This window comes from Actinomyces oricola (assembly GCF_004104015.1).
GTDB lineage: Bacteria > Actinomycetota > Actinomycetes > Actinomycetales > Actinomycetaceae > Actinomyces > Actinomyces oricola.
The window spans coordinates 1-17,072 of the sequence record NZ_RYFV01000027.1 but is presented as its reverse complement, the minus strand read 5'-3'; the positions used below and the strand labels follow the sequence as shown (position 1 = coordinate 17,072).

The 17,072-nt window shown below is 68.4% G+C and carries 16 protein-coding genes; 5 read left to right on the top strand and 11 right to left on the bottom strand.

Annotation, left to right across the window (positions count from 1 at the left end; translation table 11 throughout):
- Positions 1-4: 4 nt before the first annotated feature.
- Positions 5-784, bottom strand: a complete 780-nt coding sequence (locus tag EUC46_RS13325; RefSeq protein ID WP_206645970.1) for a 4Fe-4S cluster-binding domain-containing protein — start codon at positions 782-784, stop codon at positions 5-7.
- Positions 785-932: 148 nt separating this feature from the next.
- Here EUC46_RS13325 and EUC46_RS10345 point away from each other — a divergent pair, with 148 nt between their 5' ends.
- Genes EUC46_RS10345 through EUC46_RS10335 form a run of 3 tightly spaced genes read left to right on the top strand, consistent with a single transcriptional unit; the run spans position 933 to position 4,753 of the window.
- Positions 933-3,395, top strand: a complete 2,463-nt coding sequence (locus tag EUC46_RS10345; protein WP_128774080.1) for a glycyl radical protein — start codon at positions 933-935, stop codon at positions 3,393-3,395.
- 37 nt (positions 3,396-3,432) lie between these two features.
- Positions 3,433-4,119 (top strand): fructose-6-phosphate aldolase, encoded by a 687-nt coding sequence (locus EUC46_RS10340; RefSeq protein WP_206645969.1) that lies wholly within the window; start codon positions 3,433-3,435, stop codon positions 4,117-4,119.
- A gap of 58 nt (positions 4,120-4,177) precedes the next feature.
- Positions 4,178-4,753, top strand: a complete 576-nt coding sequence (locus EUC46_RS10335; protein WP_128774098.1) for a dihydrofolate reductase — start codon at positions 4,178-4,180, stop codon at positions 4,751-4,753.
- Positions 4,754-4,892: 139 nt separating this feature from the next.
- On the opposite strand, the gene EUC46_RS10330 is transcribed toward EUC46_RS10335, so the two are convergent.
- The 4 genes from EUC46_RS10330 to EUC46_RS10315 are packed head-to-tail and all read right to left on the bottom strand — an operon-like array spanning position 4,893 to position 8,141.
- Positions 4,893-5,831, bottom strand: coding sequence for an ABC transporter substrate-binding protein (locus EUC46_RS10330; protein WP_206645968.1), 939 nt, complete (start codon positions 5,829-5,831; stop codon positions 4,893-4,895).
- Positions 5,831-6,508: an ABC transporter permease gene (locus EUC46_RS10325; RefSeq protein ID WP_128774079.1), complete on the bottom strand. Its 678-nt coding sequence runs from the start codon at positions 6,506-6,508 to the stop codon at positions 5,831-5,833. The genes EUC46_RS10330 and EUC46_RS10325 overlap by 1 nt, the downstream gene beginning before the upstream one ends.
- Entirely contained in the window at positions 6,505-7,149 is a 645-nt protein-coding gene (locus EUC46_RS10320; RefSeq protein WP_128774078.1) for an ABC transporter permease, read from the bottom strand. The genes EUC46_RS10325 and EUC46_RS10320 overlap by 4 nt, the downstream gene beginning before the upstream one ends.
- The gene (locus EUC46_RS10315; protein WP_128774077.1) at positions 7,146-8,141 is read right to left on the bottom strand and encodes an ABC transporter ATP-binding protein; all 996 of its coding nucleotides are present in this window, start codon (positions 8,139-8,141) and stop codon (positions 7,146-7,148) included. The genes EUC46_RS10320 and EUC46_RS10315 overlap by 4 nt, the downstream gene beginning before the upstream one ends.
- Before the next feature lie 107 nt (positions 8,142-8,248).
- Between EUC46_RS10315 and EUC46_RS10310 the strand changes: the two genes are divergently transcribed.
- Entirely contained in the window at positions 8,249-8,857 is a 609-nt protein-coding gene (locus EUC46_RS10310) for a PadR family transcriptional regulator (RefSeq protein ID WP_128774076.1), read from the top strand.
- Positions 8,854-9,147: a hypothetical protein gene (locus EUC46_RS10305; RefSeq protein WP_241655527.1), complete on the top strand. Its 294-nt coding sequence runs from the start codon at positions 8,854-8,856 to the stop codon at positions 9,145-9,147. The genes EUC46_RS10310 and EUC46_RS10305 overlap by 4 nt, the downstream gene beginning before the upstream one ends.
- Here EUC46_RS10305 and EUC46_RS10300 read toward each other — a convergent pair.
- The 6 genes from EUC46_RS10300 to EUC46_RS10275 all read right to left on the bottom strand — a co-directional run bounded on the left by EUC46_RS10300 (position 9,129) and on the right by EUC46_RS10275 (position 16,789).
- Positions 9,129-9,533 carry a VOC family protein gene (locus EUC46_RS10300; RefSeq protein ID WP_128774075.1) on the bottom strand — a complete coding sequence of 135 codons (405 nt, stop codon included), beginning with the start codon at positions 9,531-9,533 and terminating at the stop codon, positions 9,129-9,131. The two genes, EUC46_RS10305 and EUC46_RS10300, sit on opposite strands and share 19 nt — an antisense overlap.
- The gene (gene nhaA, locus EUC46_RS10295; protein ID WP_206645967.1) at positions 9,530-11,500 is read right to left on the bottom strand and encodes a Na+/H+ antiporter NhaA; all 1,971 of its coding nucleotides are present in this window, start codon (positions 11,498-11,500) and stop codon (positions 9,530-9,532) included. The genes EUC46_RS10300 and nhaA overlap by 4 nt, the downstream gene beginning before the upstream one ends.
- A 174-nt stretch (positions 11,501-11,674) precedes the next feature.
- Positions 11,675-13,510, bottom strand: a complete 1,836-nt coding sequence (locus EUC46_RS10290; RefSeq protein ID WP_128774073.1) for a subtype A tannase — start codon at positions 13,508-13,510, stop codon at positions 11,675-11,677.
- A 293-nt stretch (positions 13,511-13,803) separates the two neighbouring features.
- Complete coding sequence (gene fumC / locus EUC46_RS10285; RefSeq protein ID WP_128774072.1) at positions 13,804-15,231, bottom strand: class II fumarate hydratase; 1,428 nt, start codon at positions 15,229-15,231, stop codon at positions 13,804-13,806.
- Positions 15,232-15,401: 170 nt separating this feature from the next.
- Entirely contained in the window at positions 15,402-15,797 is a 396-nt protein-coding gene (locus EUC46_RS10280) for an MmcQ/YjbR family DNA-binding protein (RefSeq protein WP_241655526.1), read from the bottom strand.
- Positions 15,798-15,955: 158 nt separating this feature from the next.
- Positions 15,956-16,789 (bottom strand): purine-nucleoside phosphorylase, encoded by an 834-nt coding sequence (locus EUC46_RS10275; RefSeq protein WP_128774071.1) that lies wholly within the window; start codon positions 16,787-16,789, stop codon positions 15,956-15,958.
- Positions 16,790-17,072: the final 283 nt, after the last annotated feature.

Here is a 17,072-nt window from a genome sequence, read left to right as displayed (position 1 = left end):
AGGCCTAGAAGTAGGCGGCGACGCCGTCGCCGACCAGGGTGCGGCGGAAGTCCTCCAGGTCCTCCTCGTGGAGGGCCGGCACCCCCGAGAAGCGGTACTCCCAGTCCAGCAGCTCGTACTTGCGCTCCCCGAACTGGTGGAAGGGCAGGAGCTGGACCTCCTCGACCCCCAGGCCCCGCAGGACCCGGGCGAAGCCGTGGGCGTCGTCCAGCGTGATATTGACCCCGGGGATGCAGGGGATGCGCACCACGGTGGGCACGCCCTGCTCAAGGGCGCGGCGCAGGTTCGCCTTGGGCAGCGCGTCGTCGACGCCGGTCCACGTGCGGTGCGCGGCGGCGTCCCAGTGCTTGACGTCGATGAGGAGGGTGTCGATGCGGTCCAGGACCTTCTCGAAGATGGCGGGGGCGCAGTACCCGGTGGTCTCGATGGCGGTGTCCAGGCCCTCGGCGCGGAAGGCGTCCAGCAGGGCGATGGCGAAGCGGTGCTGGACGAGGGCCTCCCCTCCGGACAGGGTGACCCCGCCGCCGGAGTCCTCGTAGAAGGGCTTGTCCTGCATGACGACGTCGAGGACCTCCTGGACCGTCCACTGCCTGGAGTCCGGCACGAGGACCCCGGGCCGAGCGGGGTCGTGGACCTGAAGGACCTGGAGCTTGCGGGATCCCGGGTTGGCGCACCAGGGGCAGCTCATGGGGCAGCCCTTGAGGAAGACGACGGTGCGGATGCCCGGCCCGTCGTGGATGGAGAACTTCTGGATGTTGAGGACCTGCCCCCTGTCAGCCGGCACCGGGACTCCTTCACAAACACTTGCATCTTTCGTTCGTAAGTGTATATGCTTTCTCTTGAAGCGGGCAAGAGATCCGACGAAACTCCCGCCCCGGGGCTCCGCCGCCCCCGCTCGCAGCAGCCGACCGCCCCCAACGAGAGACGCAGCAATGACCATCCTCCAGTCCCCCGCACCCACCCGCAGCGCCGACGCCGCCCCGGCGGGCCCCGAGCCGCACTTCGGCGCCCTCACCCCGCGCATGGCCGCCTGGCGCGACCGCCTCCTGGAGACCACGCCGTCGGTCTGCGCAGAGCGGGCCGTCATCACCACCCGCGTCTACCGGGAGTATGCGGCCGACCCCGTTGTCCTCAAGCGCGCCCACATGCTGCGCTCCGTCCTGGAGTCCATGAGCATCTACATCGAGCCCGAAACCCTCATCGCGGGCAACCTGGCCTCCGCCAACCGGGCCAGCGCCATCATGCCCGAGTACGCCATGGACTGGGTCATCGAGGAGCTCGACGAGTTCGACAAGCGCCCCGGCGACCGCTACACCATCACCGAGGAGACCAAGCAGGTCCTGCGGGACATCGCCCCCTTCTGGGAGGGGCGGACCCTCAAGGAGCACGGGCTGGCGAACATGCCGCCGCAGGCGCGCGTCTTCTACGACCTGGGCATCATCCATCCCGAGGGCAATATCACCTCCGGCGACGCCCACATCGCGGTCAACTACCCGCGGCTCCTGGCCGAGGGCCTGGTCACCTACAGGAGGCGGACCCAGGAGGCGCTCGACGCTCTGGACGCCACCGACGCCGAGGGCCTGAGGAAGTCCTACTTCTACCGCGCGATCCTCATTGTCATCGATGCCGTCGTCGCCTTCGCCCACCGCTACGCCGACCTGGCCGAGGGCATGGCCGCTGCCGAGCCGACCGCCGAGCGCCGCGCCGAACTGACCGAGATGGCGCGGATCCTGCGCCGCGTGCCCGAGCACCCGGCCACCACCCTCCACGAGGCCGTTCAGGCGGTCTGGCTCATCCAGGCGGTCCTGCAGATCGAGTCCAACGGCCACTCGCTGAGCTTCGGGCGCTTCGACCAGTACATGGGCCCCTTCTACGATGCCGACCTGGCCGCCGGCCGCATTACCCGGGACTCGGCCACCGAGCTGCTGACCAACCTGTGGCTCAAGGTCATCACCGTGGCCAAGTTGCGCAGCTGGTCCCACACCCGCTTCTCCGCCGGCGGCCCGCTCTACCAGAATGTCACTGTCGGCGGGCAGACCCGGGACGGGAAAGACGCGGTCAATGCCTTCTCCTATGTGGTGCTGCGCGCCGTCGCCCAGGCCCACCTGCCCCAGCCCAACCTGACGGTGCGCTACCACAGGGCGATGAGCGAGGAGTTCCTCTCCGAGTGCATCGAGGTCATGCGCCTGGGCTTCGGGATGCCGGCCTTCAACTCCGACGAGGTCATCATCCCCTCGCTCGTCGAGAAGGGGGTCGCCCCCGCCGACGCCCGCGACTTCTCCGCCATTGGCTGCGTGGAGGTGGCCGTACCCGGCAAGTGGGGCTACCGCTGCACCGGCATGAGTTTCCTCAACTTCCCCAAGACGCTGCTGGTGGCCCTCAACGACGGCCTCGACCCGACCACGGGCACGCGCCTGGCCCCGCCCTGCGGGCACCTGGAGGACATGACCTCTTTCGATGAGGTCATGCGCGCCTGGGACACGACCGTGCGCGCCTTCCAGCGCGCCGCCGTCACCCTGGACTCGGCCTGCGACCTGGCACTGGAGGAGCTGGTGCCGGACATCCTGTGCTCGGCCCTGGTGGAGGACTGCATCGGTCGCGGCAAGCCCCTGAAGGAGGGCGGCGCCGTCTACGACTACATCTCCGGCCTCCAGGTGGGCATCGCCAACCTCGGCGACTCCCTGGCCGCCATCAAGAAGTGCGTCTTCGAGGACCGCAGCGTGGGGGCCGGCGAGCTGTGGGCGGCCCTTCAGTCCGACTTCGCCGGCGAGCGCGGCGAGGAGATCCGCGAGCTGCTCGTGGCGGCCCCCAAGTACGGCAACGACGACGACTACGTCGACGACCTGCTCGTGGAGGCCTACAACGACTGCATTGACGAGATCCGCAAGGGCCGCAACACCCGCTACGGCCGCGGCCCCATCGGCGGCGTCTACTACGCCGGCACCTCCTCGATCTCGGCCAACGTCCCCCAGGGCGCCGGCACCGCCGCCACGCCCGACGGCCGCCGCGCCGGCGAGCCGCTCGCCGAGGGCTGCTCGCCCAGCCACGGCGCCGACGTCAACGGCCCCACCGCCGTGTTCAAATCCGTGGGCAAGCTGCCCACGCACGACATCACCGGAGGGGTTCTGCTCAACCAGAAGGTCAACCCCTCCATGCTGCGCAAGCCGGAGGACCGTGCCAAGCTCATGATGATGCTGCGGACCTTCTTCAACCGCCTGGAGGGGTTCCACGTCCAGTACAACGTGGTCTCCCGCGAGACTCTCCTGGACGCCCAGGCACACCCGGAGAAGCACCGCGATCTCATCGTCCGCGTGGCCGGCTACTCCGCCTTCTTCAACGTCCTGTCCAAGGCCACGCAGGACGACATTATCGCCCGCACAGAGCAGAGCCTCTGAACCGGGTGGACGGGACGAGGAGCAGGAGCGCACGAATATGACCACCACGGGACTGGAGATCCTCTTCGACACCGCCGACCTCGCTCAGGTCGAGGCCGGCACGGACATCTACCCCCTGACGGGGATCACATGCAACCCCAGCATTATCAAGAAGGAGGGTGCGGTGGACCTGCTGGATCACCTGCGCGCCATCCGGGGCATCATCGGCGCCGAGCACGACCTGCACGTGCAGGTGATCGCCCCGAATGCCGACGGAATGCTGGCCGAGGCCCGCGCCCTCCTCAAGGGCGTGGACGAGGGGGTGTACGTCAAGGTCCCGGTGACCGAGGAGGGCCTGCGCGCCATCAAGGCGCTCAAGGCCGACGGCGTGCGCGTGACCGCCACCGCCATCTACACCCGCCTGCAGGGCACCATGGCCATCGCGGCAGGGGCGGACTACCTGGCCCCCTACGTCAACCGCATGGCCAACCTGGATGTGGACCCCTACGCGGTGGTGGCTCACCTGGCGGCCATGGCCGACCGGGCCGGCACGGGCTCGAAGGTCCTGGCGGCGAGCTTCAAGAACGCCGGACAGGTCAACCACGCCCTGGCCGCCGGGGCCCACGCCGTGACTGCGGCCCCCGAGGTGGTGCGCGGCGCCCTGGAGTCCGCCGACGTCACCGCCGCCCTGGCCGGCTTCACCCGGGACTGGGCGGGCACTTTCGGGCGCAATACCCTGCTGTAGTCGGGCCGACAGGCCCGGAGCCTGGCAGGATGGGCGTGTGGACGTCGCGCGCACGGGGATGATCTGGGCCCAGGACCACCACGGGATCCTGGGCGGTGGAGGCCGCATGCTGTGGCGCGTACCGGCGGACTTCGCTCACTTCCGGGCAACGACCATGGGCTGTGGCCTGGTTATGGGGCGCACCACCTGGGAGTCCTTGGGCGGGGCACTGCGCGGTCGCCGCAATGTGGTTCTCACCCACAGGGCGCAGTGGTCGGCGCCCGGTGCGGTGCGCGCCTCGGGACTGTCGGAAGCCCTGGCGTTGGCGGGCAGGGACCTGGAGGCCGAGCTCGGCCCGGAGGCGCGCGAGGGCCTGGCCGCCGCGCTCCCGCGGGTGTGGATCATTGGCGGCGCCAGCGTCTACGCCGAGGCTATGAGGGCCGCCGTCGGCAATGTCCTGGTGGTGAGCACCATTGACGTGGACGCCTCGGAGTACGCCCGCCGGCGCGGCCTGGCGGACTCGGCCCTGGTGCACGCGCCGCGCATCGACCCGACGATTTGGTGCTTGGACGACGCCGGCAGCGACAAACCGGGGACCTGGCGATCGCGCTCCGGGGATGCCGCCTGGCGGGTGGAGACCTGGCTGCGCCAGTGACCCCGCCGGCGACCGCCCCGCACCACCCTCCCCTCCAACCCCCTCCCTTCCAACAAAATCCTCACAGCACAACGTCCGTGGGCGTTGTGCTGTGAGGATTTCGTTGGAGGGGAGGGGAGGGAGGGAGAGCCTTGGAGCCTTAGACCAGGCCCGCCGTGGCCAACCAGTCGGCGGCAATGGTCGCTGAGTCGGCCTGCTCATCGGTGGAGCGGGCGTTCATGGCGCGCAGCGCCTCAGGCGTGAGCACTGCAGAGACGGCGTCGAGAGCCTGTACGGCGCGAACATTGAGGGTCACAGCCACCAGGGGCGTCAGGTTCTGGGGCTGGATGAGCCCCTTGGGGTCCTGGAGAGCGACCAAGTCATTATTCTCAATGGCAAGGTTGGAGCTGTAGATGTCTGCCACTTCCACGTCCCCGTCGGTCAGGGCCTTGACCGTCAGCGGCCCGCCGGAGTCCTCCACGGGAGTGACCTTGGCGTCAACGCCGTAGGTGGCCATGAGGCCCTGGGGTCCGTAGGGGCGAGTAGCGAGCTCGGAGTTCGCAGCTATCCGCACCGTGCCGCCCAGGCGCGTCAGGTCGCCAATGGAGGTCAGCCCGTGTTCTTCCGCCAGGGCACGAGTGACCACATAGGTGTCCTGGTCGGTGGCCGGAGCCTGGTCCAAGACGGCCAAGGAGGCGGGCAGGGCGTCGAGCAGGGCTGCTTGGATGGCGGCGGCGTCCACGGCGGTAGCGGAGGCGTCGTAGTACCGCAGGAGGTTGCCGGAGTACTCCGGGATGACGTCAATGCGCCCGGCCTCGAGCTCGGGCAGGTAGACCTCGCGCTGGCCGATCTGGAACTGGCGCTCGGCCTTCAGACCCACACCCTCAATGACTTGGGCGTAGATCTCAGCAATGATCTCGTTGGAGTAGTACTGCTGGCTGCCCACGACTACGGTGCCGCCCACAGCCCCACCCCCGCCGTCCTGGGCGAAGGGATCGGCATTGGAGCAGGCGGCCAGCGCGGTGGCCATGGTCAGGGCGCCGGAGCCGGCCAGGAGCTCTCGACGACTGAGACGACTGATTCGTCGGGCAGCGGTCATCAGGTGTCCTTTCGGGTGCGGCGTGAGCCGGCCGGGGCGCACAGGCGCTGAAGTGTGGCAAAGACGAGTTCGGAGGCCAGGGCCAGGGCGATGACCAGCAGGCTGGAGGCGAGCATGCGCGCGTAATCCTGGGTCTTGAGCCCCAGGAACATGAGCCGCCCTAGTCCTCCAGCACCGGTGTAAGCGGCCAGTGTGGCGGTGGCGATCACCTGGAGGCTGGCAGCGCGCAGCCCGCCCAGGAGCAGTGGGGCGCCCAGGGGGACTTCGACGCGCATAAGGACCTGCCAAGGGCTCATGCCGCAGGCCCGAGCGCCATCGACCGCCTCGGGGTCGGCGGAGGCCACACCGGTGTAGGCGCCGGCCAGAACACTGGGCAGGGCCAGGATGACGAAGGCGAGTAGCGGGGCCTGCAACCCGATCCCCAGCGCCAGGCCGAATAGGGTGATGAGCCCCAGGGTGGGCACGGCGCGAGCGGTGGTGGAGGCCGCTACGGCAAGTCCTCGGCCGCGACCGGTGTGCCCGACCCACCACCCTAGCGGCACGCCCACGACGGCGGCCGCCGCCACACCCGCCAGGGAGTACCCCAGGTGTTGGGCCAGTAGCACACCTATCCCCTGCGATCCGCCCCAGGAAGCGGGGTTGAGTATGTAGGCCAGGGCGGCTACGAGGAATCTCATGGATGCCTCCCTCCTCTTGTCCAGGGCATGGCCAGCCGGCCGCCGAGCACGACGAGCCCGTCGAGCAGCAGGGCCAGGGTCGCCGAGAGCACCAGCCCAGTGATGATCTCCGCAGCAATGTTGCGCTGAAAGCCGTCCACGAAAAGGCTTCCCAGGCTGGGCACGCCCAGGACGGCTCCCACTGTGGTCAGGGCGATGGTGGACACTGTGACAACCCGCAGACCCGCCAGGATGGTGGGGCCGGCCAGGGGCAGCTCGACGGTCAGGAAGCGGCGCACCCTCCCCATGCCCACGGCGGAGGCGGCGTCCAGGGCGGCGGGGTCGACGGCGTCAAGGGCCTCAACGGTCACGGGCAGCAGTAGTGCAATCCCGTAGAGGGTCAGAGCGACCACGACGTTGATGACGTCACGGATGCCGGTGCCCAGGATAATCGGCAGGATGACGAAGAGCGCCAGGGAGGGCACCGCATACAGCAGGGAGGAGCCGGTGGTCAGGACGGCGCGCAGCGGGCGCGCACCCTGGGCGAGTCGGGCCACCGGGATGGTCAGCAGGAGGGACGCCGCAATGGCGGGCAGCGCCTGGGCCAGGTGGGCCAAAAGCCGCAGGCCCACCAGGGGCAGGTTCGCTATGAGCCAGCTCATTGGCTTCGCCTCGGTTTGGCGCCACTGCCGGGCGCTGTGAGGTCTGGCCCGCTGGCAGGTTGGGTGCCCTGTCTCCGATGTGCGCCGCGGACTGTCGTACTTGCCGCGGTGGCATGCGGTGCGCCGGCGGCCGGCTCGCCGGCGGGGTTGCTGCCGACGGCATCGAGGCGGCCCACAGCGCGCCCCGAGGAGTCAACAACGACCCTTTGGCCGGCGAGCTCGCGGAGCCCCAAGCTGCGTCCGGCGTCATCCAGAGCGAGGAAGCGTGAGACAAATCCGTCCGCCGGTGCGGCCAGGAGCTCGGCGCCGCTGCCGTGCTGGGCGATCTGGGCTCCTTCGCGCAGCAGGATGATCTCGTCCCCCAGGGCCAGGGCTTCTTCGACGTCGTGAGTGACCAGGACGATGGTTTTGCCGAGCTCGGCCTGGATGCGGGTCAGCTCACCTTGCAGTTCGCGGCGCACCAGTGGGTCCACCGCACCAAAAGGTTCATCCATGAGCAGGATGCCCGGGTCTCCGGCCAGTGCCCGCGCCACCCCGACGCGTTGGGCCTGTCCTCCGGAGAGCTGGTGGGGGTAGCGGCGAGCCAGGGCGCGGTCCAGACCCAGGAGCTCCATGAGCTCGTAGGCGCGCCCGTGGGCGTCGGTCTTCTTAGCACCCTCCAGCCGTGGGATGAGCGCAATGTTGTCAATGACTCGCCGGTGGGGCAGGAGGCCGGCGTTCTGCATGACATAGCCAATGGAGCGGCGCAAGCGCACCGGGTCCCGGGCGGAGACGTCCTCGCCGTCAATGAGCACGCGCCCATCGTCGGGCTCAACCATGCGGTTAACCATGCGCAGCAGCGTGGTCTTGCCGCACCCTGACGAGCCCAGCAGGACGGTAGTGGTTCCGGCCTGGACGCGCGCGGAGAAGGCATCCACAGCAGGGCCCCGGTCCGCTGAGGACTCGGCCTTATAGCGTTTTGTGACGGCGTCGAACTCAATGGTGTTGCTCATGCGCCCAACCTTCTTCCAGGCGACTCGGGCGTGGACACGGACCCACGCTAACAGCAACACCCACGTTATGTCGATTCGATGCAAATTTGCGGGGTAGCATACCTGGTGTGCTCGACCTGCAGATCCTCGGTCTCCTGGATGACGGCCCCCTCCACGGATACGAGCTGCGCCGCCGCATCACCGCGCTCAGCGGCCCCGGCTCCCACGTGAGTGAGGGGAGCCTTTACCCGGCACTGGCGCGCATGGAACGGGCCGGGCTCCTGACCCGCCACGACGAGCCCGGGGCGCGCGGACGGGCACGACGCGTCGTAAGAATCACTGAAGCCGGACGTCAACGCCTTCACCAGTTGCTGCGCGGGGCGCAGGGGGCGGATATCGAGTCAATGCCGCGCTTTATGAACGTGCTGGCCTTCTTGTCCCACCTCCCGCAGGCCCACGAGCGGGAGGCGGTGCTGCGCCGTCGTCTAAAGGTGCTCCTCTCCCCTCCCCCCGCCTTCTTCTACGACGACGGCGCTCCACGACGCGGCCGGGACGAGCCCGACCCCTACCGGCGCGGCATGACATGCGTGGCCGCAGCCGCCCGCCGCGCTGAAATCGCCTGGTTGCGCGAGACTCTTGACCACGAGCCCACTCCTCCGCAGCCCCCTGCCCTGCAAGGCACCCCGCCTGACACGCCTGCCCGCACCGGCTGCTCTCAACCGCAGGAGCCCCTATGAGCACCACGCCCCCTACCATGCGCGCCGCCCAGCTCACCGCGCCCGGCATAGAGAACCTCCGTGTCCTCGATCTGCCGGTCCCCGAGCCCGCCCCCGGCTGGGTGCGGCTCAAGGTCATGGCCTTCGGCCTCAACCGCAGCGAGTACCACTCAGTGACAAGACTCGCCGAGGGCATGGACCTGCCACGCGTGCTGGGCATTGAGGCCGGCGCCCGCCCCGGCCCTCACCGGCATTCCAAGGCAGGAACAAGACAGAAAGCTAATGGATGGAGTCAGCCACGGGCCGCATAGTCCTCGGAGACGATCTCCACCCGGTTGCCTTCGGGGTCCAGTAGGGCCAACTCGTAGTAACCGTCGCCAGTGCGGCGCGGGCCGTCAACCACATCGACTCCGCAGTCCGTTAGGCGGGCGGCCAGCGCATCCACAGCGGCTGTGCTCGGGACGGCGAAGGACAGGTGCGCCCATCCAAAGCGATCTCCCGCCCCGGTGTCGACGACGTCGGGGCGGGTCATGAGTTCCAGGCGGGCCCCGTCATCGAAGGTGAGGATGTAGGTCCGCAGTCCGGTGCGGGGGTTGTGGTAGAGGTCTCCGGCGGCGCCCGCGAACCACTTGGTGTAGAAGTCCCGGGCGATCTCGAGATCACGGACCCAGAGGGCGGCGTGGTCAATGCGGGTCATGGCGTCTTCTCCTGATTACGGCGGGTCAGTGGGCCTGTTCGAACTCTCTCAGACGGGCCTGGATCCTTTCGCTCCTCTTCTCGCTCCTCTTCTCGGGCGGCGCTCTCCTGGGCGATGGCTTCTGAGAGCGTCCAGCGGTTGAACAGCCCGTGGAGGCGTTTGCCATTGAGGTATATCACGGGTTCGCCGGGCTCCTCGGTCAGCCCGTCTACCTCCAGGCTGTCGCGCAGAACCTTGGACTCGTCAACCGCGCTGCCAATGCGCTCCCACATGGCGTGCGCGTCCAGGCCCGTGTCATGGGCCGCCCGGGTGATGGACTTCTCTGTGACGCGACCGCGCAGATTAGCAATGGCGTCGTGGAGCGGGAAGGCCAGTTCCTGTCCCGAGGCCGAGGTCTTCTGCTCGTTCCACGCCGCCTCTAGGGCCAGGGCCGCCAGGAGGGAGTCGGGGCCGGTTACCTTATGCCGCATGGCCATGAGGAGTTCGCCGGACGCCACCAGCGGCTCAATGGCCTGGAGGGCCTCCATGAGCCTCCAGCGCTCCTCGTAGGCCATGTCGGCGTAGTTCACCAGGACATTGGGGGCGTCCGGCGACCCAACGATGAGGTCCGTCTCCCGGTCGAGGGGGCGGCACATGGTCTCGCCCTTGGCCTTCGGCAGGGGGAAGTAGCGGTCGCCCAGGCGGAAGATAACAGCGGCCAGGACGAGGGCCAGCAATGAGGCGCACAGCACGCCTATGCGAGCCTGGTCGCGGGAGGCTTCGTCGTTGAGGGCCAAGCCCACTACCAGCAGGGAGATGGTGAAGCCCATGCCGGACAGGGCGCCCAGCCCCATGATCCGGAACATGTCCAGCCCGGGGAGCCGCGAACTGGGGACAAGGTGGAGCACGATTCCCGCCCCCAGCGAGACCCCCACAAGCTTGCCCAGGACCAGACCGGTGATGACCGCCCAGGTGATCCGGGAGGAGAGGGCCGCGCCAATGGTCTGCCCCGATAGGGCCACACCGGCGTTGGCCAGGGCGAAGAGTGGCACCACCACGTAGTTGACGTATGGGGGCAGGAGGAAGGACAGGCGTTGGTTGAGCGGCATGGAGTAGGACAGGGCCTCGCGCAGTGCCGCTGCCGTAGCCGGTGCGGGCGCCTGGCGGTAGAGACTCGCAACCTCCACGGCCCCGTCCACGTCGCGGCTGCGCACGCTGTAGACGGGCATGAGCAGGGCAATGAGCACGCCGGCCAAAGTGGCGTGGACCCCGGAGCGGTAGAGGGCGTACCAGATGGCAACGCCCAGGGCGAGGTAGGGCGGCACCCGCCACACCCCGCGTTGCGCCAGGAGCCAGACAGCCACCAAACCCAGGGCCGCCAGGCCCAGGGCTACGAGGTCAATGGAGGAGGAGTAGAAGACGGCAATGACCAGTAGCGCACCAATGTCGTCAATCACTGCGAAGGCCAGCAGGAAGAGCCGCAGCCGCGGGGCCCGTTTGGGGCCGATGAGCGCGAGCATCCCCAGGGCGAAGGCCGTGTCGGTGGAAATGACTGAGCCCCAGGCGTGGGCGCCATTGGACCCTCCTGCCACCAGGAGGTAGACGCCCGCTGGAACTACGAGTCCGCCAACGGAGGCCGCTGCGGGAAGCAGGGCGTGTCCGGGCATCCGCAGCTCCCCCAGGGTGAGATCGTGGCGCACATCGAGACCCACCATGAAGAAGAAGACCGCCATAAGGCCCTCATCAACCCACTCGTGCAAGGTCAGCTCAATGCTGAAGGGCCCTGCCGCCAGGGACGTCTGGGTGTCCCAGAAGTCGTGGTAGCTGTGGCCGATGTTCGCCCAGATGAGTGCCACGAGGGTGGCCGCCGCCAGGGCGATCGCGGCGTAGGTCTCATTGGTTTGGAAGTCTCGTTGACGCCTGCGGCGCCGCAAATAAGTATCGACGGTCTCGCGAAGCTGATGGGAGGCTTCCGCGTGACTGTTCACTGTGTCTCCTTGAATGGGGCCGGCAGGCACTCGCGCATGATGGCGTCGGTGCAGGTGGGGCCTGCCCAAGACTACCGGCACCAGGAGTGGCCGTGTGCGCAGTCACGGCGGAAGCACGACGGCGCCGCCCAGGACCCCAGAACGGGCGGCGCCGTCGTGCAGAGAAGGGGCCGCTCAAGAGGCGGCCTGCTGGGAGACCCAGGCGATGAAATTGTCCTCGCCGCTGCCAGTGGACTCGGCCATGGTGTGCCCCTGCCCCCAGACCGTGGCGAAGTCGACGCTGCCCACCTGAGCCTGTTTTAGCGCCAGGGCCAGGTTGATCTCCACAGTGGAGGCGGTGTCGCCCTGAGTGATGCCGGTGCGAATGCGCCAGGAGGGCGCCACCACGGAGGTGCCCGCGTACCGGGAGCCCGCCACCAGGTAGGACAAGGGGTCGTACATGTCCACGCGCGTGGGCACGGTGGTGCCCACCGAGTCCGTGATGGCCAGGTCCGTGTCGTAGGTTGAGGACCCGTAGTCATCGTTCCACCCGCTCAGAGCGGCGTAGGCGGGCTCGCCGGCGGCAATGACATCGCGGCTCATGGTCGAGAAGTGCAGGCCGCTGCTGCCCCGGCCGAAGACGACGTTCTCGGTTTGGCCGCGGTCGACGCCGTCGAAGGCGCCAACGTCCTTGGTGGCGCTCTTCTGGGAGGTGACGAACCCGGCCAGGTCGGCAATGGCGGCGGTGTTGGTGGCCGCATCGTAGGTGACCCATTCGGAGTCGGAGTTAAGGGAGGCGATGTACTCCTCGACTGTGCTGTAAGTGGTGGACTCGCCCACGCTGTCCGTGCCCCCGCTGGCGGGCGCCTGCCCCGAGGGGGGTGCACCGCCCGCTGCGGTTCCGGCGTCCGCTGGAGGCCGTCCGGAAGGAGCACCGCCCGAGTCTCCCGAGGGGCCGCCCCCCATGCCCGCCATCTGCTCGGAGGAAGGCGTATAGGGGAAGGTGGTCACGGCCAGGAATTCGTTGAGGGAGTCCTCGATAACGCCGAGGAGATGGTCGTAGTAGGTGCCTGCCAGAAAGGTGCCCTCGCTGCTGCCCTCCAGGGTGAGCGCCTGCCCTGAGGAGTCGGTGAGGCCCAGGCTATTGAGATGGTTGGCGTAGGCGGCGGCCAGGTCCTGGGAGTAGGCGCGCGTCCAGGTGCCCTCGGCGCGGGTACCGGTGGTGGCGAACTGTCCCATGTTCCACTCGTAGGCGGCGTTGGCGCTGTCCAGGCTGGTAATGGGGCACCAGCACATGGCACCGGCCACCGCGTCGGACAGCACCGTCCCGTCGCTGCCGGTGCTTGCGGCGCCGACCGCCTGGAGGTAGGGGGTGAAAAGATCAGAGTCGCCCGAGGCGCCCATGATGGCGCTTTGGGCACCGCCCCCGGAGTGGCCGAAGACATAGACTCGGGCTGCGCCCCCGGGGATGAGGGCGGCGTTGTAGCGCAGGTAGCGGACGGCCGCCTTGAGGTCAGTCACACCCCAGGGAGCGCCGCCCGAGTAGGAGTCGGTGTTGGAGTCCTTGCCGCGCAGCCCGGCGTGAACATAGATGAGGCCCGCCTCCATATAGGCCTTGATGGTGTCGTAGGAGTACTCGTTCAGCGGACTCTGGGCGGAGTAGCCCGGGGTGTTGACGGGACAGACGACCGGTGCGGCAGGGGCGGTCAAAGGGCCCACGACACCGGAAGGGTTCACGCTGGCGGTATAGGTGCCCCCGCCGTTGTCCGTGGCAGACATGTACGCGCCCGGGACGAAGATCGCCAAGGTTTGGTAGTCGGGAGCCTGTGGCGCCGAGACGTAGGTGACGCCGAGCTGGTAGTAGACGTCTCCTTCGGGGTCATAGCTCCACGACGCAGGGTCCAGGGTGAGGGATGCCGCGGTTGTGCTGGGGCCATCGGCGGGCTCGCCCGGCGAGGTGCAAGCCACCAGGCCCGTTCCCAGGACGGCGAGGGGGAGAGCCCCGAGGACGGAACGTCGTGAGACAGCCATGATTCTCTCCTTCCTTGCGCCTTCCTTGCGCCGGCGCCTTCAGCAGTAAGCCCAGCCGCTGCAGTGAGGAGCCCGAAAAGAAACACCTGTGCTCAACCTGTGAAATACACCGGCCCCGCCCGAGGCCGCTCAGGGGTCGGTCAGGGGTCGGTCGGGGCAATGGTCTTGCCCGGCCGCAAGGCCCGCCCCACTCTTCCATTAGGATTCCGCGCTGCCCCGACCGGCCAGACGTGCGGCGGCGCCCCGATCCACCAGGATCCCGGGCGCCGCCACGTGCCATTACGGACCCGCATTCAGTCCTTGGCGGCGCTGGGGTGCGTCATGTCAACGGGCACCACCCAGGCATCGAACTCCGCCTCGGTGACGAAGCCGAGCTCCAGGGCGGACTCGCGCAGGGACAAACCCTTGTGATGGGCGTTCTTGGCGATCTTGGAAGCCTTGTCGTATCCAATGTGCCGGTTGAGCGCCGTGACCTGCATGAGGTTGGTTTCCAGGTTGTGGGCGATCCTCTCCCGGTTGGGCTCAATGCCGTAGGCGCAGTGGATGTCGAAGGAGACGCAGGCGTCGCCCAGGAGACGAATGGACTCCAAGACGTTCCAGGCCATGACGGGCTTGAAGACATTGAGCTGGAAATTGCCCTGGGAGCCGGCGAAGCCGACGGTGGCGTCATTGCCGAAGACCTGCGTGGCCACCATGGTCATGGCCTCGCACTGGGTGGGGTTGACCTTGCCGGGCATAATGGAGCTGCCGGGCTCGTTCTCCGGGATGAGGAGCTCACCAATGCCGTTGCGCGGACCGGAGGCGTACCAACGCACATCGTTGGCGATCTTCATGAGGGCGTCAGCCAGGACGCGCAGGGCCCCCGAAACCAGGACGAGGGCGTCGTGAGCACCCAGGGCCGCGAAAAGGTTACCGGCCTGCGTGAACTCAATGCCGGTCTCCTGGCTAATCTTGGCCGCGCACAAGGTCCCGAACTTCGGGTGGGCGTTGAGGCCCGTGCCCACCGCGGTGCCGCCGATGGCGAGCTCGCGGGCCCGGGAGTCGGCGTAGCGAATGCCGTCCAGGGCGAAGTCGATCTGGGCGACCCAGCCGCTGAAAACCTGCCCCAGGGTGATGGGGGTGGCGTCCTGGAGGTGGGTGCGGCCCACCATGACCACGTCGCCGAACTCTTCGGCCTTGGCGTCCAGGGTGTTGCGCAACTGGAGGACGCGCGGGTAGAAGGCGGCCAACTCCTGAACGACCGCAATGTGCATGGCTGTGGGGAAGGTGTCGTTGGAGGACTGTCCGCGGTTGACGTGGTCGTTGGGGTGGACGGGGGTTTTGGTGCCCATGGTCCCGCCGGCCAGCTCAATGGCGCGGTTGGAAATGACCTCGTTGGAGTTCATATTGGACTGCGTGCCCGAGCCGGTCTGGAAGACGACCAGGGGGAACTCGTCGTCGAGCGCGCCGGAAATGACCTCGTCGCCCGCCCTGGCAATGAGGTCGGCAATGTCCTGCGGGAGTTCGCCGAGCTCAGCGTTGGCCAGGGCCGCTGATTTCTTGAGGATGCCCAGGGCCTTGATCATGGGACGGCCCCACACGAACGTGTTGCGGCCAATGTCGAAGTTGTGCAGGGATCGCTCGGTCTGGGCGCCCCAGTAGTGGTTCGCGGGGACCTCGATAGTCCCCATGGAGTCGGACTCGGTGCGCGTGGTCGCGCTGGTACTGGTCTCGGGTGCCATGCGGCCAAGGCTACCGTTCGTCCCCCGGGCGCGCCCCGCCCCGGACGCCGCGGCTACAGCGGCCACAGCAGCGGCATACGACGCGCCCACTGCCGTTGGACCGGCCCCTGGCGATCCCGCCCTACTGCGGCGACCCCGGCCCTACCGGCTCCACGGAGCTGGCCTGACCGCTACTGGGCCAGGCCGGCGGCATGCGCGTAGAGCAGGGGGTCCACGGGTCTGCGAGCCCTGGGCAGGGCGGCAACAACCAACAGATAGGAACCAATGATGAGCTCGCGGAGGAGAATCGGGTCGGTCTCCTCCCCTGGCGTCATGGTGATCCAGTGGCGCTTATTCATGTGATAGCCCGGCGCAATCCAGTCGTGCGCGGCCCGCAGCGCCCGCGCCTCCTCCGGGTCGCACTTGACGTTAACCATCTCGGGGCTGGCGGCCTCGTTGATCGCCAGGAACATCTTGCCGCGCACCTTGTAGACCTCCCAGCTCGGCCCGAAGGGCCGCTCCAGTGTGCTGCCGGGCAGCTCCTGGGCCACCTGATGGCTGCGCGCCATAATCTCCTCGCCGTTCACGGGGACACACTATGGCGACACGGCCCCCTCCCCACCTGTTTCCCACCCGTGTGCGCCACGAGGTGGGGCTGCGAGACGCCACGGTCCGGACGCCCTTCACCCACCCTGTCTGCGTTCTCCTGGCGCCAGGAGAACGCAGACAGATGGAGGCGTCGACCTCACAGCGCGCCCAGGACCGCCTCGACGCCGGTGGCCAGCGTCCGGTGAGCCGCGCCGGCCAGGCGCACGACCTCCTGCGGATCAGTGGGCTGCTCGGCAAAGGACAGATCAGAGACGACACTCATTCCGGCCACCCGCACCCCCAGTTGATGCAGGGCAATGGCCTCCAGGACCGTGGACATGCCCACGCAGTCCGCCCCCAGAAGCGCCAGCATCCGGGTCTCGGCCCCGGTCTGGTACTCCGGGCCGCGCAGCGCCGCATAAGTACCCTCGCGCTGGGTCACGTCCCGCAGCACTGCCACGAGCCCCTCGTCCCACACGCCGCGCACATCCACAAACACCGTGCCCTCAAAGGGTGAGGCCCCGGTGAGGTTGAGATGGTCGGTAATGGTCACAACCTCCCCCAGACCCCACTTGCGCAGGCAGCCATTGGCGTTGACCAGCACTGCGCCACGCACGCCCGACGCCGCGGCCGCCCGGGCCAAGGCCACCACCGCAGCCGGACCATGCCCCTCATAGAGGTGGGTGCGGCCCTGGGCGACGAGCACCCTCCTACCGGTCCGCTCATAGGAGTCGAGCCGGTCCTCATGCCCGGGGGCCGACGGCGCCCGCACCCCCGGCAGGTCGGACAGCGGCAGGCTCGCAGCCGGCTCGCCCCACCCGCGCAAGGCATTGGCGGCGCCCGAGCCCAGGACCACGAGCAGATCGTGGGACGCAGCCCCGGTGCGCCGGGCAATCTGGTGAGCCCCCTCCATGGCGGCCCCTGGCCCCGCCGCTCCCCCGGACTCGGCTAAGGCGGCCAGCAGCCCCGGGCCGGGGATGTCCACGCTCATGCCCCAGCCTCCTCAACCGTAGAAACCGTAGAAGCAGCCGCCTCCTGGGCAGTTACACGGGCCCGCCCTAAGAGCAGGTGGCCCAGGAAGCCAATAAGGAGGGCCGCCAAGACCCCGAGGTTGGCGAAGGCCCAGGCACCCGTCTTACCCCCCAGGTGTCAAGCCCTGGGTTTTGTGGAGGGTGTTTTATCTGGAGCCGGTGGTTGCCGGCTGGGGTTCGTCGATTGTCTGGCTGGTGCTCTGGTTGTCGGCTTGGTCGGTGTCGTCTGGTGGTGGGGTGTAG

Coding starts and splice junctions, on each gene's coding strand:
- EUC46_RS10340 (WP_206645969.1), top strand. CDS start 3,433: ATGACCACCACGGGACTGGAGATCCTCTTCGACACCGCCGACCTCGCT.
- fumC (WP_128774072.1), bottom strand. CDS start 15,231: ATGGCACCCGAGACCAGTACCAGCGCGACCACGCGCACCGAGTCCGAC.
- EUC46_RS10315 (WP_128774077.1), bottom strand. CDS start 8,141: ATGAGCAACACCATTGAGTTCGACGCCGTCACAAAACGCTATAAGGCC.
- EUC46_RS10305 (WP_241655527.1), top strand. CDS start 8,854: ATGAGCACCACGCCCCCTACCATGCGCGCCGCCCAGCTCACCGCGCCC.
- EUC46_RS10330 (WP_206645968.1), bottom strand. CDS start 5,831: ATGACCGCTGCCCGACGAATCAGTCGTCTCAGTCGTCGAGAGCTCCTG.
- EUC46_RS10290 (WP_128774073.1), bottom strand. CDS start 13,510: ATGGCTGTCTCACGACGTTCCGTCCTCGGGGCTCTCCCCCTCGCCGTC.
- EUC46_RS10275 (WP_128774071.1), bottom strand. CDS start 16,789: ATGAGCGTGGACATCCCCGGCCCGGGGCTGCTGGCCGCCTTAGCCGAG.
- EUC46_RS10300 (WP_128774075.1), bottom strand. CDS start 9,533: ATGACCCGCATTGACCACGCCGCCCTCTGGGTCCGTGATCTCGAGATC.
- EUC46_RS10345 (WP_128774080.1), top strand. CDS start 933: ATGACCATCCTCCAGTCCCCCGCACCCACCCGCAGCGCCGACGCCGCC.
- EUC46_RS10335 (WP_128774098.1), top strand. CDS start 4,178: ATGATCTGGGCCCAGGACCACCACGGGATCCTGGGCGGTGGAGGCCGC.
- EUC46_RS10325 (WP_128774079.1), bottom strand. CDS start 6,508: ATGAGATTCCTCGTAGCCGCCCTGGCCTACATACTCAACCCCGCTTCC.
- EUC46_RS10320 (WP_128774078.1), bottom strand. CDS start 7,149: ATGAGCTGGCTCATAGCGAACCTGCCCCTGGTGGGCCTGCGGCTTTTG.